Here is a 17,975-nt window from a genome sequence, read left to right on the forward strand (position 1 = left end):
GGTAGTGTCTAATCGACACTCCTTTTTTCTTTATAAATCCTCTATTTTTCGGGAGTTCAAAATAAAAAGAGCATTGACCTCCCTTTTGGTATAATGTTAACGACCAAGAAAACATCCCGCAAAGGAAACAATGCTCGTGAACATTATACTTTATTTACTTGAAATCATCCATCAGCTCTATCAACAAAACTGCTGGTTGATCAACTTTATCTGTAGATATATTCCGCTTAAACAGTGGGCTTATGAGGATTCTCATTCTCCCAAATATCAAAAATTTAAGATTGATAAGCTCCCTTTGATTCTGAATGTAGAGCCCTGGGATTACAGGGATTTCATGGCTTACCTTCAGTGGCGTTACCCGGATGACAAGCCCATCAAACCTATACGGCGTCGTTCTGAATGTGACATTCCCGATGATTGCAAATGTCCAAGGTGCAACGCTCCCAAAATATACCTTTACAAGAATAATGGCTCTAAAGGCCAGCTCCAGTGTAAGGTATGCCAGACGCTTTTCTCACCCGAGGATAACCGTCATACTTCACTTAAGCTCAGATGTCCGTACTGCACTCACACTCTTGTTCCAAAGAAAGATCGTAAGCATTTCATCGTTCACAAATGTGTTAATCCCAAATGTCCTTACTACCTGAGCAATCTCAAGAAGGTTGATAAAGAAGATCTTGACGAAGACTATGGCAAGAACAAATATAAGCTTCATTACATCTACCGTGAGTTCACGATAGATTTCTTCAAGATGGATATAACCACACTTCCTAAGAATGCTTCATCCCTTAAGTTCACAAAGAACAATGCATATATCATGTCCCTATGTCTAACCATGCATGTTAATCTTGGCTTATCACTACGTAAGACTTCCCATGCTCTCAAGGATCTGTACGATATTTCTGTTTCACATCAGCAGGTGGCAAACTATTGCAAGACTGCAGCTTTGTGTATAAAGCCGTTTGTTGATACTTACCCTTACGAAAAGGGATCTGTATTCACTGCCGACGAAACTTATATCAAGGTCCTTGGTATAAAAGGCTTCATCTGGTTCATCATGGATGCCGCCAGCAGGGCTATAGTCGGATATCAGGTATCAGACAACCGTGGTGTCGGTCCATGCATCATGGCTATGCGCATGGCCTTTCAGCATCTTAAGGAACTACCTAAGAACTTCAGATTCATAGCTGATGCTTACAGCGCCTACCCTCTGGCTGCTCAGCAGTTTCTTATCAATGCTGGAGAAAAGTTCAAGTTCGATATCACACAGGTTTTAGGTCTTACGAACGATGATGCAGTATCTGCAGAGTTCCGCCCGTACAAACAGATGATTGAACGACTCAACCGCACTTACAAAGAATCCTACCGGCCTACCAATGGCTTTAATAACTACGATGGTGCCAACTACGATCTCGCATTATGGGTTGCGTACTACAACTTTCTTCGGCCGCATAAACACAATGGTTTCAAGCCACCTGTCTTAGATGATATGGTCATGAATGCTGGCAACATGCCTGGTAAATGGCAGATGCTGATAATACTTGGTCAACAGACCATTCTCAACATCCAACAGGGTGCAACCGCATAAAACGGAGCGGAACCGTTGTCAAGGAAAACGTGGAATACCGAAGCGGCAGCGCCGCGAGGATATGCCGCGAAAGTTCCTTGACATAAGGTTCACGGATAATCCTGATACATTGGTCAGCAAGTGTGCTTGCTGGCCTGCTTCCGGCGAGGACGGGTGCGGGCAGAGCCCGCTTAACGGGTCAAGGGACTGGTCCCTTGCAGGTTCTTAGGGCGGAGCCCTAAGCCCTCGGAGAGCTTGTCGGTATCAATATCTACATTTTCAAGGTTCTTTTGAGCCTTTTTTCTTTGGCTCATTTTTCCATAGCAGACTTTACACTATCCAGAACTCAAGTCTCTGGCTGTTTCTGGTGCCGGGCTCAATACCTGCAAGGAATGAAAAAGCAGGATCAAGCATTTCTTCCCAGGTATCAAAGTCGTGATTACCAACAGTTTCCCAGTTTTCGAAAGGAATATTTGCATCGTTAAGCGCCTTGCGGAAGGCCTTAACCTGACCGTCTACAGCAATATCTCTGTCTCCGCAGCCGATGAAAAGCTCGGGAAGCTTTGATTTATCCGCTTCCTGATAGCCCTTAATGATGTTCCAGGGGCTGTTGTCGTATTCTTCTTTGGTTCCGAACATATTGGCAAACTCGCCGGTTCCAAAGCCGCCCTCATTGGGATGTCCCATGAGCATATAAGGGTCAGCTGCGGGAGAAAACGCCGCAACCTTAGAGAAAACATCACTGTATCTAAGGCCGTTTAAAAGCGCACCGTAGCCGCCCATGGAAATACCTGCGATATAAGTGTCCTCTCTTTTATCTGAAAGCCTGAACATATCTCTGGTTCTTGCAATCAGCTCTTCACCCACAAACTTGCTGTAATTGGCATTTCTCTCGGGATGATCCACATAAAATGCGTTCTGTCCGTTGGGAATGACTATTGCAAGACCTTTGAGCTCAGCCTGTTTTCTTATGCTGAGCATGGTGTAAAGGCTTGTGTAATCAGCGCTGTATCCGGGAAGGAAATAAACCGTCTTATAGGGCGGCTCAGCATCTGAGCCAAAGGGGCCTCTCTCCGGCATGAAAACAGCCATTGATACGTTCTGAAAAAGTGTCTGTGATATAAAATGAACTTCTGAAAATGACATTATTTATCTACCTCACCAAGTACCCACTCAACGCCGTTAAATACATACTTATTCCAGAAATTCCAGTCATGGATTCCGGGGCCCTCTTCATACTTGAGGTTAGCGCCGTTTTCTTCGAAAAATCTTCTCATGATCTGATTGTTTTCATAGAGGAAATCCTCTGTTCCGACTGCCATGTAGATTGCAGGAATATCCTTTCCGCTCTCCTTAAGGCGTGTGTAAAGAACCTCGGGATTGTTGTCGGACTGCTCTACTGTTGCCAGATCGCCGAAAACTTCGTGGTAGTATTCATAGTTTGCAACTTCGTTGGATTCACCGGGCTTAATGTGAGCGATCTCATGGATGATAAGCGCTGATGAAAGAGCAACGATTCCGCCAAAAGTCTCAGGGAATGCAAGTCCTGTGTGAAGCGCACCAAAGCCACCCATTGAAAGTCCGCCGATAAGGGTATCCTCTCTCCTATCTGAAAGGCCGAAGAGCTTTCTTGTGAACTCAACAACTTCTTTTCCTGCAAAAGTGCAGTACTGGCATCCTGTAGCCTTGCGATCCAGATAAAAATTGTTACCGGTTGTGATCATGATAACCGCAAGATTGTATCTGAATGCGATGTCCTCAGCTACTCCGTTATACTCCCAATCGCTCTCATTTCCTGAATATCCATGCAATAGATACAAAGTCTTCATAGGTCTCTTGTAGTGAGGATTATCACCAAGCATCATCACCGGAACATCCGCCGGAATCACATACTTGATATTAACCTGTCCCCCCTGTGCTGCCGAAAAAAATCTTAAACTTCCTGTTGCCATACTTACCTTCTCCTTCTCTTTTTATTTTTTGCTTCCCAACCGGATGAAAAAGCCTTCTCTTCTGCGGTGTGGAAAGTTTTATTTAAAAATCAGCTGCGCGAAATCACGCAGGCACATTCTCCATACATTCCAGTCGTGTGTTCCCTCGTAGATCTGCCTCGTGCAATTTATGCCATGCTCCCTGCAGAACTCATCATCTGATAAAAAGTGCTCCATGAAGGGATCCGCTTCACCTATTGCCCTAAAAAATGTATTGAAGCTATTGTTGAACTTCTCTGTATCCTCCATTGCCTTAAGATGCTGATCCTTGCTGAGCTCATGGCAACTCATATCAAGCTCGCTGCTGCTTATCCAGTCTCTTAAAAAGCCGCTGAAAATTCCTGCTTCCGAGAACATCTCAGGATGATTGCACACGATCATCGAGGTCTGAATGGAACCCATGGAAAGTCCCGCCATGCCGCGGTTTTCCCTACTTCCGCCAACATGGTATTTGCCCTCTATAAATGGTATCACATCTTCGATGAGCATGGGTTCAAAAAGAAGATGATCTACGATGTGAGCAGTATTAACTGCCTCTTCGCCGGAAGCCTTTGTACCTTCCTCTGATACCTTTTTCTGCACCATTCCGTTGTTCATGACAATTACAAAAGGTACAGCTTTTTTCTCTGCAATAAGGTTATCCATGATAAGATTTGCTTTTCCGGAAATGGTCCAGCCAAGCTCGTTCTCACCGTGACCGTGCTGCAGATAGAGTACAGGATAGATTTTATCCGGGTTCTCGTCATATTCTGCAGGGGTGTAGACCATGCAGCTCTCCCATTCACCTGTCACCTTCGAGAAAAAATATTCCTTCCGAACGCTGCCGTGGGGAACATCCTTTAATGCATAGAAATCCTCACCTTCCACAGGCAGCTCAATGCAGTTATAAATCCTGCTGTAGCCGTAGGTTACTGGCAATACTGCTTCCAATGTCTCTCTTCCATCCACAATAATCTGAACATAGTTGATGGCTGACTTAAATGGCAGCCTTATCTCCCAAATATCATCACCTGTGTTTGTAAAATCAAAAATCGCCTCTGCATAAGCCATCTGGACCTTGGCAGCCCCTGCCTCTTTTAATCTGATATAGTACTTACCATCGCGCTTAACAAGCGGCGCCGGCCTTCCGTCATAAGGCAGTACATCATTAAAGCATAAACCTGCATTCATCTCATTTCACCTCTGCATGTAATAGTTTTATCAGGCTTCACCGGGCTGAAAATCTCTCGCCCGTTCTTTTTCCGGCTTAGAGTTCAATCTTTGAGCTGATACTTCCACATATCAACATTTGGAACGTACTTTACAGGCACTTTTCCCTCGGTGATATCTGTAAGCCAGTCTACAGCGTATCTAGCACCAAGCTGCTCCCAGTTGTAATGACCGATATTGAAGCAGGCCATGTTTTTACCAAAAGAAACCGCGTCTCTTATGTAGGAAAGCAGGTTCCACTCGATGATCTCGCCGGGAATGATAGCATCGATATGCTCTTTTTCAATTGCTCTGATAATCTCAGTAGAATAGTCTGTGTAGTAACCATCCTTTTCGCTGGCAGGAATAAATGCATCAGGGAAAATATGTCCGACAATTGCTATTCTCTTGATCTTATCATCAGGTCTTCCGATGTATCTTGTGCCGTTCATCTCGTTTTTCTCGATGAATTCTCTGTTGATCTCCTCGACAGTTCTAGCCTCCGGGAACTCGATAAGATAGCCGAAGGGAACCTTATCGTGGGTTCCGACAAGATAGTCCTCCCAGCCCATGTATTTCAGCACACCTGTAAAAATGCTGTCAGGTCTGTGTGCATGCATATGATCATGATCTCTGTAGATAACAATGCCATTATCCTCAAGAAGCTTCTTCTTTTGCTCATATACTTCGCATTCGAAATCTGCCTTCCACTCTGAAAAATCGGGAGTCAGATAGTATGTAGGCTCATGAACATACAGGAAGTTATAGCCAAGCTCTATAGTTTTTCTGATTACTTCGATATTGGGAACTAATGCCGAAACCACACCGGTACACTCCACATCAGGATTTCCGCACTTAATCCCATCACATCCATCATAATCCGGTCCCAAATCCGGATGATACTTATTCACTGCATCAATTATCTCTGAAATTTTCATGTCTACCTCCGCTCTCGCTAATTTTTTCACAAGGAAGTTCCGCTCTCGCTTCGCTCGCCGGAACACGTTCACACTAGGCTCGAAAAAACCTCACCAAGTGTTCTCAGCCCTTCACAGCACCTACGACAACGCCCTTAACAAAGTATTTCTGCACAAAAGGGTAAATCACAACAATAGGTAGTATGCCAATCACTGCCATTGACATTCTTACGGCGTTGCTTGGAAGCTGGACTGCGCCTGTGCCCACAGCTACACTGGCTGCTCCGCTTTTCAAGTATTGTATGTTATTCATAATCCTGATAAGCAGGTTCTGAATACCATAGTACTGCGGTTTCTGTATGTAGTACAGAGCATTTACCCAGTCATTCCAATAAGTAAGTGCTGTAAAGAGTGAAATTGTTGCAACCGTCGGAACAGCCAGCGGGAAAATAATCTTGAAAAAGATAGTAAGCTCGCTTGCACCGTCGATCTGCGCTGATTCAATAAGTGCATCCGGAATACTGTTTGCATAGTAATTTCTAACGAGGAAAATATTGAAGGCCCCGCAGAGGTAATTAGGCAAAATCAGTGCCCAGATAGTGTTTTTGATGTTAAAAAGCTGAGTCCACATCATGTAAGAAGGAACCACACCGCCGTTAAACAGCATTGTAAAAAATACGAAGAACGCCAGAACATTCTTAAATCTGAAGTTCTTTCTGCTCATGGGGTAAGCGATCATTGTTGTGATAAGCACGCTTATAAGTGTTCCCACGAGAGTTACAAGCACTGAGATGCCATAAGCTCTGAAAATTGTGGCACCCTGCTGGAACATGTATACATAAGCATCCGTGGACCATTTTTCAGGGAAAAATGAGTATCCGTTCCTTAAAAGTGTGGTCTCGTCCGTAAAGCTTGCTATCACTATAAGGATTATTGGAAGCAGCGCCAAAACTGAAAGGAATCCCAAAACCACTGTTGATACTGCGCTGAATCTTTTTGTATCTGAAGAAACATGTAACGCGTTTCTTATTTTTTTCTCATTCATAACCATTGTATTAGCCATTTCACCTCTCCTTAGAATAATGCGTTGTCTGAGTCAACCTTGCGCACAAAGGCGTTGGCACTTACAACGATGATAAATCCGAGGACTGACTGGAAAAGACCTGCGGCTGCAGACATTCCGACGTCATTAAGTTCCATAAGACCGCGATATACGTAGGTATCGATGGTCTGAGTTGTAGCATACAAAGCACCTGAGTTCATAGGTACCTGGTAGAAAAGTCCAAAGTCAGAGAAGAAAATTCTTCCGACTGCCATAAGGCTCATGATGATAACTGTAGGCTTCAGCATGGGAAGTGTAATTCTGAAAATCTGCTGTACCTTTGATGCACCGTCAAGGCTTGCTGCCTCATAGATAGACTTGTCAATTCCTGCGATGGCTGCCAGATAGATGATTGACTGATAGCCCGCATTTTTCCAAAGCTGAACAAATGTCAGAATGAAGGGCCAGTACTTTTTCTCCATGTACCAGGCAATATCGTCCTTGCCGAGAGCCTTGAGGATTGAGTTGTTGATAAATCCGCTGTCTGAGTTAAGGAACGCATAAACCATGTATGCGATGATAACCCAGCTCATCAGGTTCGGAAGAAGCAGTGATGACTGGAAAAACTTGGTTCTTATGGAATCCCCTAGAGCATTTAAAAAGATCGCTATCGTTATGGCGAAAATCGTGCCAAGAACTATAAATGCCAGGTTGTAGAGGATTGTATTTCTCGTCATTACAATCGCATCACTTGTCTGGAAAAGAAATTTGAAGTTCTGAAAACCGCTCCAGGGGCTCTTCCAGATTCCCTTCTTGTAACTGAAATTCTTGAATGCAAGGAAAACTCCGAACATGGGAATATAGTTGTTGATCAGCAGATATAGGATACCCGGCGCTGCGATCAGAAGAAGCGGCCCGGATTTAGCATACTTAGTCTTAACCTTTACTTTTTTCACATCATTGTTAGACATTTTAAATCTCCTTTACTAATACGGATCAGGCGCCGCAAGGCTTTGTTTATGCTGCAGCATCTGTAACTGTAATCAGTATAGAAAAAACGGGGGCGGTTTTCTTTTAAAAACAAGCACTGAATTTTAAATTTTGAGCGAAGGAAGGTGTGCCATCGGGGACGGTTCTCTTTGGCACGATGATATCGTGCCAAAGAGAACCGTCCCCAGTGGCATACAGTGGCATATAATGAAAAAGTGTTAACGGCATAAGCCATTAACACTTTTTCGGAAGATTATGTATGAAAATAAAAATATTTAGTTGGCAAATTACTGTGCTGCAAGCCAAGCGTCAAGCTGCTCCTGCTTTGCCTTAAGGATGTCGTCATAGCCGGCATCTGAAAGAGCCTTACGGAACTCAGGAAGAGCTGTCTCAGGATCAACTGAACCGCAAGCAATACCGGGAAGATACTGCTGGATTACGTTGCTTACTGCTGTGTACTGAGTCTGAACTGATGAAGCATCAAAGGTGAAGCCCATAGCAGGTGATGCAGGTGCATTGTGGTTCTGGTCATCCTCCCACTTAAGAGATTCCTCTGAGCCTGATCCTTCAAGAGGCCACTGGATGAAGAAGTTACCAAGTACACCGCATGAAAGCTGTGCTGTATAAGGAACTGTAGCTGCATCCTGTCCCTCGGGATAAGATACTGTGCCGTCATCGTTCTTTACATAATCCTCACCCTCGATACCATAAAGCATTGTGTTGATTACATCTGCATCTGTGTATGTAAGGTTAAGGAACTTAAGTGCTGCATCAGGATTCTCTGATGTTGAAGCGATAACCTGTGCTACTGCGTTCATAGAAGAAGTATCAAGATAAGCCTCTCCAAGAGCGATTGCACCTACTTCATAGCCTGAAGGAGCTGAAAGTGAAGCTGCTGTATCTTCAAGAGGATAGCTGTAGGATGCTGAGTAAGCGAAGTAGCTTCCTGAAGACATAAGCTCTGCAGCTGCTGAAGTTGTTGTAGCTGCATCCTTCATGATGTAGTCGTTCTGATACCAGTCTCTTACAAGGCCTGCATATTTTTCAAAATCAGCAAGGTCATAGTAGCTTGTTACTGTCATGTCATCGCCCTGAAGACATCCGCCGGGTGAAGCAAAAGAATCGCCAAGCCAGTCGATGTTGGGAATCCATCTTGTAAGACCGCTGTCGCCCTGTGATACAGGTGCAAGAGGTGTCATCTCAGGATGAGCTTCCTTAACCTTTGCGAAAACCTCTGTAAGATCCTCTGCAGATTTTACAGACTCCATATCAAGACCGAGCTCCTCAGCGATATCTTTTCTATAGATGAGCATGGGCTGAAGTGCGAAGGGCTTAAGTGTGGGAATGGCGTAAAGTCTGCCATCCTGCATTGTGGTCTTGAGCCACTCCTCTTCGAAAAGTGCCTTTGTCTCAGCAGCATCTGTGTCGATCATGTCTGTAATGTCATAGCACATATCACTGGAGATTGAGTTTCCAAGGTCACCTAATGTATGGAAAATATCGATCTCGCCGTTCTGCACTGCAAGGCTAACCTGCTGTGTGTAATCAGCGATTGAAAGAGGCATGAGATGAACCTCTACGCCGATCTTTTCTCTGGAAATCTTATTGATTGCTTCCTCTACTGCAGATGTGTCATCCGGAACTGTGTTGAATGTTACAAATGCATATGTGATCTCTGTATAATCACCGTCTGCTGAAGCCTCAGTGCCCTCAGAGCTATCCTCTGATGTTGTAGCAGCGTCTGTTGAACCGCAGGCTGCAAGTGAAAATACCATAACTCCTGCAAGTAACGCGCTTAAAAGTTTCTTGGCCATAAATACCTCCCTAATTCCTTTGGTGTTTATAACACCTTTGTATGTTATAAACAACATTATAGGAACCGGGAGGTATGCTTTCTTTTAAAAACAAGTTATGAATTTTCAATTTTAAGGTTTTGTTTTTATTCTCCTGAACCGGTGGTCATTGCATGAAACTCACCGGGGGTATAGCCCGTTGTTTTCTTAAATACGGTAGAAAAATACGAGAAATTGTCGAAACCGACGTTTGCGGCGACATCACTTATGCGGACAGAAGGATTGGATAAAAGCTCCTTTGCCTTCTGAACACGGTAATCACTGATGTACTGCTTAAGGCTGACTCCTTCCTCTTTTTTAAACATCTTCGCCATATACTCAGGAGTCAGAAAAACTACAGCCGCAACCTCAGTTCTTGATATTTCTTCCATATAATGCTCATGGATGAAATTCTTAGCCCGCTGAACGATGGAATCCGACTGCTCAACCTCTGACACATAGTCGATGGTCTTGGAAATAAAGAAAACCTGCCATCTCACCATATTCATAAGGGACTCAGTCGATGCTCTCTCTAAGTTTTCCGCAGTCTCATTGGCCAAAAGCTGCGTAGCCTGAATTTCCTTACTGTGAAGATAAACGTAAACCGTCTGAAGAAGGTCCTGCCTTATCTCGTTAAGTGCCGCCGCATCAAGGAGTTTTTTCGCAGCAAGGCTCTCCATACTGAATTTAAGAAGGTTCAAAAGCTCCTTCTTCTTTTTTTCATTAAGAAGAAGTCTGATCTCGTCCTGATCCAGCATATGTCCCTTTTCAGAGGACATGACTATCTCATCATTTTCCCTGAAAACCTTGCCCTTGGATGCTACGTTGTTCTTATCAAGCTCTTCCAAATGCACTCTGGCACTGCTAAGCTTCTCTATTTCGTAAGGATTACTGATGTAAATGGTAACCGTGTTTTTCAGCTTTTCTCCGGCGGTCTCTATGATTTTTTCACAGAATTCTCCTATATCAAGTTCCATGGCTCTGGCCTGCGCATTTTTTGAAAGCTCACCATCAACTACTGCATCATGAAGATTTTCATCCTCTTCATCATCATTGTCTTCTTCAAGTATTATTGCGGTGTAGAGCATATTTTTTACATGATAGCTGATGCACCTGCCCGGAGGAATCTGGCCGTTTCCAAGCTCTATTACAACCTTTTGCAATTCCTCCTCATACCGACCTGTGGCATTTTTTCCCCAATTTTCCTCTATGAGGCTGACATTACCACTGGCGATAAGGATGATCTTGTAGTTTAAATCCGCGGTCACCTCAAGCCTTCTGTGCTCTGCCTCTTTGCCGATTGCATCTCTGTCCGCAAGGATCCTTTGCAGCAAAAGATCAGTCCAGAAGCTGGCTTCCACGTAGGTGAGATTTCCTGAATACCACTCCTCGTACTGTGAAGCCTTCTGGCTGTTCTCCTTTTCGTGGATTTTATGGATGGCAGTGATCAGCTCAGCCTCCATCCTGTCAGCGTTGAAGGGCTTTACCACATAGCCTGATGCATTGTACTCGATTGCCTGTCTTGCGTAGTCAAATTTCTCATGGCTTGTTAGGAAAATGAATTCTGCATCATATTTTTCCTCTCTGGCCCACTTTATCAGGTCCAGACCGCTTCCCATGGGCATCTCAATATCGCAGATAGCAAGACTCACGGGATTATTTGCAAAAATATCCTTAGCCGTAGCGATATTGTAGGCTGTATGAACTTTATCAATGCCGAATTTTTCCCAGTTTACGGCGTTTTTTATAACGTCCACTGTGGGCATATCGTCGTCAATAACTATAATCTGCATGTTTTTCTCCATTTTGGTACTAGGGGGACGGGGTTAGTGGCCATTTTCTTGGGTGTGCCATTGGGTGCCATTGGGGACTGCCATTGGGGACTGCCATTGGGGACGGTTCTCTTTGGCACGGGTTCAAAAACCGTGCCAAAAAGAACCGTCCCCGGTGGCACAGCCCCTACAACTCATTCCTTCCACACACTACTCTGTCTCTTAACTCGTCTTGGAATCCAGATGCTGGTCCTGCTTCCCTGGGGCTCTTTGTTGGAAAATTCGATAAGATCATCTCTTCTGTACATTAGCTCCAGCGTTTTCTTCAGGTTCCAGAGGCCTACGCCGTGGCCGTTTTCCTGGACTCTCACTTCGCCGCTCTCAACCTGCTTAAGGAATGCCTCGGGATAACCATCACCGTCATCCTCGATGGTTATGTGGCACATGGGCTCATCGCCTCTGTCCTCAGTTTTTGCAGAAATGAGAATGGATGTCAATTTATCCACTGACACAGCGTGTTTGTAGATATTTTCTAGGATTGTGTGAACTATAAGCTGCGGGATTGGGTAGTCCGACAGGTCCTCTTCTATGTCAATAAATTCAAAGACACAGCCGGGATACAGCATATCCTGCATGGCTATGTAGTTCCTTGCATGAGCAATTTCCTCAGACAAAGGAACCGTATGCATTCCGGACTTGAAAAGATATCTCACATTTTCAGAAAGCTTCTCAATATAATCCCTGATATCCTCGTTTCTGTTCTGATAGGACATGCTGTGAATGGTTGTCAGGGCGTTTAGGAAAAAGTGAGGCTTTATCTGAAGCTGCACGTATTTTAAAGTGGCCTCATCGAACTGAATTCGTTCCTCGTAGGATTTAAGCTTAAGATTCACAATGGTATCCAGCATCTGATTGAAGCTGTTATTTATTCGCCTAAACTCCACTGTTTCTGCTTCTCTCGGAAGTCTCTTGCCTGAGTCTCCGCCTTCTATCTGCTTCATGGCATCAAGAATCTCCATGAGAGGCTTGTATACTACTCTTCTTGCGTATCTCATAACCGCATAGAGAGTCACTATGGCAAATGCCACAAGTAAGATCAAGGTGATCTGAAGCGTCTGGAACCCGCCATATACCTCGGCTCTGGTGATTCCGGCAAATAGATTAAAACCCCATCTTTCTGTCGTTGTTCCCATCAGATAGATTTTTCTGTCCGGTGTCCATTTAGCGGCACCTATATAGGAATCGTCAAAAACAATGTTATTTTCTTCGTTATTTACTGCGATATCATCATCGCCAAAGCTCTCTATCAGATTGCCGTCAACGTCCACCAATGAAAGCGTCACCTTTTCATTTAAAAGGTCCTTAAAAAGTGTATCGACCTCAATAAATGCCCCAAGCATGCGCTTTTTGTTTTTATACATTCTGAAAAGATAGTTTTTGCCGTCTATCTGCTCGTTGAACCACACAGAGGGCATATTCCCGGGATTTTCATCCTTGATGTTCTTTATTCTCTCCTCTATAGCCTGGGTATCATTATAAGAAAGCATGGCGGATACCGATGATATATATGAACCGCCAATCAGGTCATAGAAAAAGAGATTCTGGGCGCCGGTCCCTGCCTGAGTTGCCTTTTTCAGAACCTGCAGCATATTTTGCGCCGCCACCGCACGCTCAGTCTCTGTGCCATGCTCGAAAACATCGATATTATCGTTACTCTGCAAAATTGTATACAGCGCCTGCTCGTTGGAGCGCATGATCTCATCAAGCTCATATCCGCTCATGGCAACTGACTGCGTAAGTATGGAGGCAGCGCCGTTTTCAAGGGTCGCAGAGGTGTTAAACCATACCGCAGACAAAATAATTACCATTAAGATCATGTAACCTACAGAAAAAGAGGCCACAACAAATATGAAGGAATCCTTCTTTTTCTGTATTTTCTGTAAAATCATAAATAAAAATCCTTTTACTTCCGTTTAAAACCGTAACCCTATTTGGGTTATTTCAAGCTACGATATCGTCATCAATCCACGGTTTCAGACTCTTCTTCAAAATCATCACGGTTTAGCAAATCATAGGTTACGCCGTATTTTTTAGCAATATCCGCAGCGAATGAGAGTCCCACCGGCGGCGCAAGGCTGACTTTGTATGAACGTACACCCTGCTCTGAATGCACAATAAGCGAAGCAGCCTTGAATCGGTCGCTTTCTTTATTTAGCTCCTCAACGTCGTATGCCAGCTTGTGCATATGAGTGTTGTATATGGTTCTGCAGCCCTTTCCAAGCAGAGCTCTGGTGCAGTCTCTTGCAATATAATAGCCCTCTTCGAAGGAGGTGGTTGAAAAGGTCTCATTCAGCAGAATCAGACTGTTTTCCGATGCCTCTGTATATATCGAACGGAATCTCTTACACTCTTCGCCAAGTCTTCCGAGGTCCAGAGTTTTATCCTCATCCGCAGGAAAATGCGTGTAGATGGCATCCACGGGACGATATCTGAAATTAGTTCCTGTCACATAGATTCCACCCTGTGCCATGAAGAAAAGCTGTCCTACAGCCTGAGTTATTGTGGTTTTACCGCCTCTGTTTGCACCGGTAAGCAGATAAATGCAGTGCTCATCGGAAAAATCCAGGTCGTTTCTAACTATATCATCAGTGCTTTCTATGTCGGAATCCAAAAGCTTCATATTGTAGACACCGATGGTATTCATGGTGACATCAGAATTTTCATCCATTATTACCTCGGGCTTACAGAAGAAAAAGCCTTTATCCATGAGCTTTTCAATATATTCTGCCCACCTGATGTAATAGATAAATTCAGGCATAAGGTCCGTTATGTCTGTGATTGTGAGCATGGTATATTTTCCGAGAACATCTCTTAAGTGCCTTGCTGTACCGCTGAGCATCCTCTCGGTGATCTCGTCCATGTATTTTGTGATGCCTCTTGTAGTCTCATCTGCCTCAGAGACATACTTAAGGCTCATAAAGGCCATGGGGCTAAAAGCCGGTATCACAAAGGACCCATCCATGGCGTTAGGGTTTTTAGCGGTGAATTCGTCGAATTTGTAATCGCCCTTCCACTCATTGCCATCCTGAATATTATCTTTTCCTGAGACCCTGTCTATGAAATGGCTTACTAAGTGGGACTTCGTGAAATGCTTGTTATTTATGGAAACCACACCGATTCCGCAGGCCTCGAAGCGCTCGTTTAAATTGATTCCAACGGTAACGCTCTTAAGGTTCTGTGTGTTTGCACGGAGGGCCTTAATATCCTTTTTAAGACCATCGTAGCCGTTATCCAGGTAGAGCGCATGGACATAATCACGAAGCTTTAAAAGCCCCTCGGATTTGATATCTGCGTTCTTAAGGCACGCATACATTGAATCGATGCACTGTATGTAGTCGTTTAGCTCCTCGAGCCTGTGGACCAGGTCCCATACCCCGGGCTCATGGTCATGATCATGCTTGTGGCTTCCGTACTCGCGAAGGAAGTTTATTCTGTCAAAGAGGGTCACGATCTTATCGCGCATCCCCTTGTTTTTCATAATGTCATCAAATATTTCACCTCTGTATCTGGCATTTTCAGGTGAATCCGTCATCATTTTCATGACGTTATATATGTATGTCTGCTCATTTTTCTGAATCGTGAGCTTCGTAACAATATTGTCCATGCCGATGTCATGGAGCGTCGTTTCGCTTAATGTTTTAAAATTGAGTTTCTGATTTGGAAACAAAAGACTAAGTTTTTCTGCCATTATTAATTCCCCGTAATGTTTTTTTAGTTTGTAATCGGCAAATGTTTTTTGACGCTTACTGAATATCCTCCAAAAGAACGCCTTCTCCGGCTATATATGTAATACTTACTCTATCGCCAAGGTCAGCATTCATGCACTTTTCCGGAATGATGGCAAAGGGCACGATCATGGGCGATTTTCCTTTTTCCAGGTCATTAACCGAGGTGGTTTCGCCGGATAATTCCAGCGTGGTCTGAATGGCTGCCACACACTCAAGCCCCCAGATTTTTACAATGAGCTGCTTGATATCGGCCATGACATCGAGCTTGTAAGAGAATTTCCCATCCTTTAGCTGTATCAGCTCATCCTCAGGAATGGCTATGATAAAATTAAATTCATCATCCTCTGTCACGTTAAGGATGAACATCCTGACCTCAGAAAAACCGCGGTAATCAAAGCACGCCTGCCTGTAATCATGAGAATAATGCTCATCATCACCTATGGCAAAATCCTCCATGAGCTTCTTTTCATTCCAGGAAATGATCTCCTCAAGGGACTCATCCATGAATTCCATGTAACCCCCTGCAAATTTTAGGCCCTCCTCCTGCAAAAGCCCGATGAAATCTGCATAAATCCCTTCATAGATATCTTTTTTCCTGATGCTTACATCTATTGAAAAATAAGCCGGCATTCCTCGCCACCTCCCCAAAATTCCGTAGATAGGACTATTATATCAAGAAAAATGCCATTGGGGACGATTCTCTTTGGCACGCAAATTCTTTGCGTGCCAAAGAGAACCGTCCCCAGTGGCATTGCAAATAGAATCATATCAGTTGTTTTGCTCCTTTATCTTACCACCAAGGAAAACTATCACTACGATAAATACCCCCTGAACAAGGGCGTCAAATACAAGGTCTGATATATTTAGATTGGTTGAAACTGTCTGTATCCCGAAACCATTTATGATATATAAGGTTACATTGTTCAGAATATGATAAGCACAGGATGCCTCAAGGCCCCCGCTGATATATACCATAACTCCCATGAGAATTCCGGATATGAGTACAGATAGTTTTCCGGTGATATTATATGGATGGATTACGGCAAAGGGGGCCGCCTGAAGAACGATCGAAACGATCGTAATTCTTGTCCACCCGCCAAATGTCTGCATCAGAAGCCCTCGAAAAATATGTTCCTCCGCGCTGCATTGACAGAATCCCAGCACCACGCAAATGATAAAGCCGGCTACGGTAAAATGAATCTCCCCTGTAGCTTCACCTTTGATGAAAGAAGAGATTATCAGAGGCAGAGCGACAACGATCAATCCCATCACAAAATATATCAGGAAATGCCGCATTCTCCATTTACCGGTGACGGACTGATATGAGCCAAACGGTCTGTAACCCACGACTAAAGTGGCAAAAAAGAGTGCAGGTAATGAAACAGCAATACTTCCAATGTTCATGATGGCACCGACAGGTGAATACATATCTACGGTGTCATACCCACCGCTATTTCCGGAAAGTATTTCTCCCAGACTTATTCCTGACAACTGTCCCGCCAGTAAAGCCATCAATAACACAATTCCTAACAGCACTGCATAAAATACTATGGTAAGCAGAATGACCTGAAGCGGTTTGAACCATCTATATCCTTCATATTCTCTGCCAAATAGCACAAAATTTGGGCCTTCGTCTCTCTTCATACACACGCATTTCCTTTATCTGTTAAATGCATAACTAATGTATACTACCTGAAAAATACCAGCCACAGGATTTCCGGCTGAAAAGATATTGGTTATATGTATCCCGGCAAACAATAATGTTGATAACCAGAATATCTGTTTAATCTGCTTCTCAGACTTGATCGTTCTCATGTAGTTGGCTATACCGAGACCTCTGAAAGCTACTTCCTCTGTAAATCCGGGCGAAAGAGCAGATAAAAAAGCAACAAGCACATTGCCAAATCCAAATGTATGAAGATCAATAGCGGCACCTACATAATCAGCAATAAGAAAAGGAAGCATAACCAGGTATAACGTTTGAAAGCGGTTTGTCTATCAGGCTTGCACCAATAGATGAAAAAACATAACAAAGATTATAAGAACAAAATATCCGATAATTGAACGATCTAAAATGGTATGTTTTCTAGTCATTGGTCGATTCCTCCTGTAAAAAACATCACGCATAATTGAATTTATACTATATTTTCATTGTATTAGATATCGACTGATTAAGTCTACTTTGCAAAATGAATTTAGACTTATTTCAGAAAATCTTTATATTGAATAAAAAAGAAAGCCCCAAATAAACTTAGGGCTTTCCCGTCAGACTTTCTCATCTTGTCATTGTAATATCGTCAGCGATATGATCCTGATCATCTATCCAGATGATTGAGCTGTCATCTACGATCTGAATACTTCCGGTTCCGTCGGTGTAAGCAGTTATATCTGAATCGATCTCACCATTCTCCTGAAGTGTGTAGTCATGTTTCTCGCAGTCGCTGTAGGTAATCGTTTTTGTGGCTTCATCATAATCGCCGTGCATTACCCACTCGCTGTGCTCTGATGCGCTGCTTCCCCACCAAACCTCGATGAGATATCCATCACTGCCTTTACCGGTTATGCTAAGATTGCCGCGACCTGCGTAATACTGTCCTTCAAATGGCATTCTCTTTTCATGAATATCATCATCCTCAAATGTAGATGAAAGCGGCTCTTCCTCAGGCTCGATCACCTCTGTTGCAGCTGTTTCTTCTGAGGTTGCATCTTCAGCTACATCAGCGTTTTCTGCAGATGTCTCCTCTTCAATGATCTCTTTTTGCTCACGTTCAATTGCAGCCTTCGGCTCTGCGGTGCTCTCTGCTGCTCCGCATGCTGCAAGCTGCAAAGCAAGTGAAGCGAAAACAATAGTAGCTACTATTTTATTTCTCATAAACTAACTCCCCTCC

The 17,975-nt window shown here is 43.8% G+C and carries 16 protein-coding genes; 2 read left to right on the forward strand and 14 right to left on the reverse strand.

Annotation, left to right across the window (positions count from 1 at the left end; translation table 11 throughout):
* Window positions 1–130: 130 nt before the first annotated feature.
* Both G608_RS0107555 and G608_RS24555 read left to right on the forward strand, forming a co-directional pair.
* Window positions 131–1,588, forward strand: coding sequence for an integrase core domain-containing protein (locus G608_RS0107555; protein WP_442852210.1), 1,458 nt, complete (start codon window positions 131–133; stop codon window positions 1,586–1,588).
* Window positions 1,589–1,649: 61 nt separating this feature from the next.
* Complete coding sequence (locus G608_RS24555; protein WP_196812581.1) at window positions 1,650–1,796, forward strand: hypothetical protein; 147 nt, start codon at window positions 1,650–1,652, stop codon at window positions 1,794–1,796.
* A gap of 101 nt (window positions 1,797–1,897) precedes the next feature.
* On the opposite strand, the gene G608_RS0107560 is transcribed toward G608_RS24555, so the two are convergent.
* From G608_RS0107560 to G608_RS0107635, 14 genes are all read right to left on the reverse strand, one after another.
* Entirely contained in the window at window positions 1,898–2,713 is an 816-nt protein-coding gene (locus G608_RS0107560) for an alpha/beta hydrolase (RefSeq protein WP_026495525.1), read from the reverse strand.
* On the reverse strand, window positions 2,713–3,519 hold the full coding sequence (locus G608_RS0107565) for an alpha/beta hydrolase (RefSeq protein WP_026495526.1): 807 nt from the start codon (window positions 3,517–3,519) through the stop codon (window positions 2,713–2,715). The genes G608_RS0107560 and G608_RS0107565 overlap by 1 nt, the downstream gene beginning before the upstream one ends.
* 78 nt (window positions 3,520–3,597) lie before the next feature.
* Entirely contained in the window at window positions 3,598–4,728 is a 1,131-nt protein-coding gene (locus tag G608_RS20365; RefSeq protein WP_051208996.1) for an alpha/beta hydrolase-fold protein, read from the reverse strand.
* 83 nt (window positions 4,729–4,811) lie between these two features.
* Window positions 4,812–5,684, reverse strand: coding sequence for a Nif3-like dinuclear metal center hexameric protein (locus G608_RS0107575; protein WP_026495527.1), 873 nt, complete (start codon window positions 5,682–5,684; stop codon window positions 4,812–4,814).
* A gap of 103 nt (window positions 5,685–5,787) precedes the next feature.
* Window positions 5,788–6,726 (reverse strand): carbohydrate ABC transporter permease, encoded by a 939-nt coding sequence (locus G608_RS0107580; RefSeq protein ID WP_242829353.1) that lies wholly within the window; start codon window positions 6,724–6,726, stop codon window positions 5,788–5,790.
* 11 nt (window positions 6,727–6,737) lie between these two features.
* A complete protein-coding gene (locus tag G608_RS0107585) occupies window positions 6,738–7,676 on the reverse strand; it encodes an ABC transporter permease (RefSeq protein WP_035795011.1) in 939 nt (312 codons plus the stop codon).
* A 306-nt stretch (window positions 7,677–7,982) separates the two neighbouring features.
* On the reverse strand, window positions 7,983–9,509 hold the full coding sequence (locus tag G608_RS0107590; protein WP_035795013.1) for an ABC transporter substrate-binding protein: 1,527 nt from the start codon (window positions 9,507–9,509) through the stop codon (window positions 7,983–7,985).
* 125 nt (window positions 9,510–9,634) lie between these two features.
* A complete protein-coding gene (locus G608_RS22350; RefSeq protein ID WP_026495531.1) occupies window positions 9,635–11,320 on the reverse strand; it encodes a response regulator transcription factor in 1,686 nt (561 codons plus the stop codon).
* A gap of 173 nt (window positions 11,321–11,493) precedes the next feature.
* A complete protein-coding gene (locus tag G608_RS22355) occupies window positions 11,494–13,248 on the reverse strand; it encodes a sensor histidine kinase (protein WP_051208998.1) in 1,755 nt (584 codons plus the stop codon).
* Between the two features lie 71 nt (window positions 13,249–13,319).
* Complete coding sequence (locus G608_RS0107605; protein WP_026495532.1) at window positions 13,320–15,047, reverse strand: MutS-related protein; 1,728 nt, start codon at window positions 15,045–15,047, stop codon at window positions 13,320–13,322.
* 55 nt (window positions 15,048–15,102) lie between these two features.
* On the reverse strand, window positions 15,103–15,717 hold the full coding sequence (locus tag G608_RS20380; protein WP_051209000.1) for a hypothetical protein: 615 nt from the start codon (window positions 15,715–15,717) through the stop codon (window positions 15,103–15,105).
* A gap of 138 nt (window positions 15,718–15,855) precedes the next feature.
* Window positions 15,856–16,731: a CPBP family intramembrane glutamic endopeptidase gene (locus G608_RS0107620; RefSeq protein WP_026495533.1), complete on the reverse strand. Its 876-nt coding sequence runs from the start codon at window positions 16,729–16,731 to the stop codon at window positions 15,856–15,858.
* Between the two features lie 15 nt (window positions 16,732–16,746).
* The gene (locus G608_RS0107625) at window positions 16,747–17,052 is read right to left on the reverse strand and encodes a CPBP family glutamic-type intramembrane protease (protein WP_026495534.1); all 306 of its coding nucleotides are present in this window, start codon (window positions 17,050–17,052) and stop codon (window positions 16,747–16,749) included.
* A gap of 310 nt (window positions 17,053–17,362) precedes the next feature.
* Window positions 17,363–17,959, reverse strand: coding sequence for a hypothetical protein (locus tag G608_RS0107635; protein ID WP_026495535.1), 597 nt, complete (start codon window positions 17,957–17,959; stop codon window positions 17,363–17,365).
* Between the last annotated feature and the right edge of the window lie 16 nt (window positions 17,960–17,975).

The organism is Butyrivibrio sp. WCD3002, assembly GCF_000424265.1.
In the GTDB taxonomy this organism is placed as follows: Bacteria; Bacillota; Clostridia; order Lachnospirales; family Lachnospiraceae; genus Butyrivibrio.

What these genes read in the sequence shown, in the direction of transcription:
- G608_RS0107555 (WP_442852210.1), top strand. Translation starts at nt 131, where the DNA reads ATGCTCGTGAACATTATACTTTATTTACTTGAAATCATCCATCAGCTC.
- G608_RS24555 (WP_196812581.1), top strand. Translation starts at nt 1,650, where the DNA reads ATGCCGCGAAAGTTCCTTGACATAAGGTTCACGGATAATCCTGATACA.
- G608_RS0107560 (WP_026495525.1), bottom strand. Translation starts at nt 2,713, where the DNA reads ATGTCATTTTCAGAAGTTCATTTTATATCACAGACACTTTTTCAGAAC.
- G608_RS0107565 (WP_026495526.1), bottom strand. Translation starts at nt 3,519, where the DNA reads ATGGCAACAGGAAGTTTAAGATTTTTTTCGGCAGCACAGGGGGGACAG.
- G608_RS20365 (WP_051208996.1), bottom strand. Translation starts at nt 4,728, where the DNA reads ATGAATGCAGGTTTATGCTTTAATGATGTACTGCCTTATGACGGAAGG.
- G608_RS0107575 (WP_026495527.1), bottom strand. Translation starts at nt 5,684, where the DNA reads ATGAAAATTTCAGAGATAATTGATGCAGTGAATAAGTATCATCCGGAT.
- G608_RS0107580 (WP_242829353.1), bottom strand. Translation starts at nt 6,726, where the DNA reads ATGGCTAATACAATGGTTATGAATGAGAAAAAAATAAGAAACGCGTTA.
- G608_RS0107585 (WP_035795011.1), bottom strand. Translation starts at nt 7,676, where the DNA reads ATGTCTAACAATGATGTGAAAAAAGTAAAGGTTAAGACTAAGTATGCT.
- G608_RS0107590 (WP_035795013.1), bottom strand. Translation starts at nt 9,509, where the DNA reads ATGGCCAAGAAACTTTTAAGCGCGTTACTTGCAGGAGTTATGGTATTT.
- G608_RS22350 (WP_026495531.1), bottom strand. Translation starts at nt 11,320, where the DNA reads ATGCAGATTATAGTTATTGACGACGATATGCCCACAGTGGACGTTATA.
- G608_RS22355 (WP_051208998.1), bottom strand. Translation starts at nt 13,248, where the DNA reads ATGATTTTACAGAAAATACAGAAAAAGAAGGATTCCTTCATATTTGTT.
- G608_RS0107605 (WP_026495532.1), bottom strand. Translation starts at nt 15,047, where the DNA reads ATGGCAGAAAAACTTAGTCTTTTGTTTCCAAATCAGAAACTCAATTTT.
- G608_RS20380 (WP_051209000.1), bottom strand. Translation starts at nt 15,717, where the DNA reads ATGCCGGCTTATTTTTCAATAGATGTAAGCATCAGGAAAAAAGATATC.
- G608_RS0107620 (WP_026495533.1), bottom strand. Translation starts at nt 16,731, where the DNA reads ATGAAGAGAGACGAAGGCCCAAATTTTGTGCTATTTGGCAGAGAATAT.
- G608_RS0107625 (WP_026495534.1), bottom strand. Translation starts at nt 17,052, where the DNA reads ATGCTTCCTTTTCTTATTGCTGATTATGTAGGTGCCGCTATTGATCTT.
- G608_RS0107635 (WP_026495535.1), bottom strand. Translation starts at nt 17,959, where the DNA reads ATGAGAAATAAAATAGTAGCTACTATTGTTTTCGCTTCACTTGCTTTG.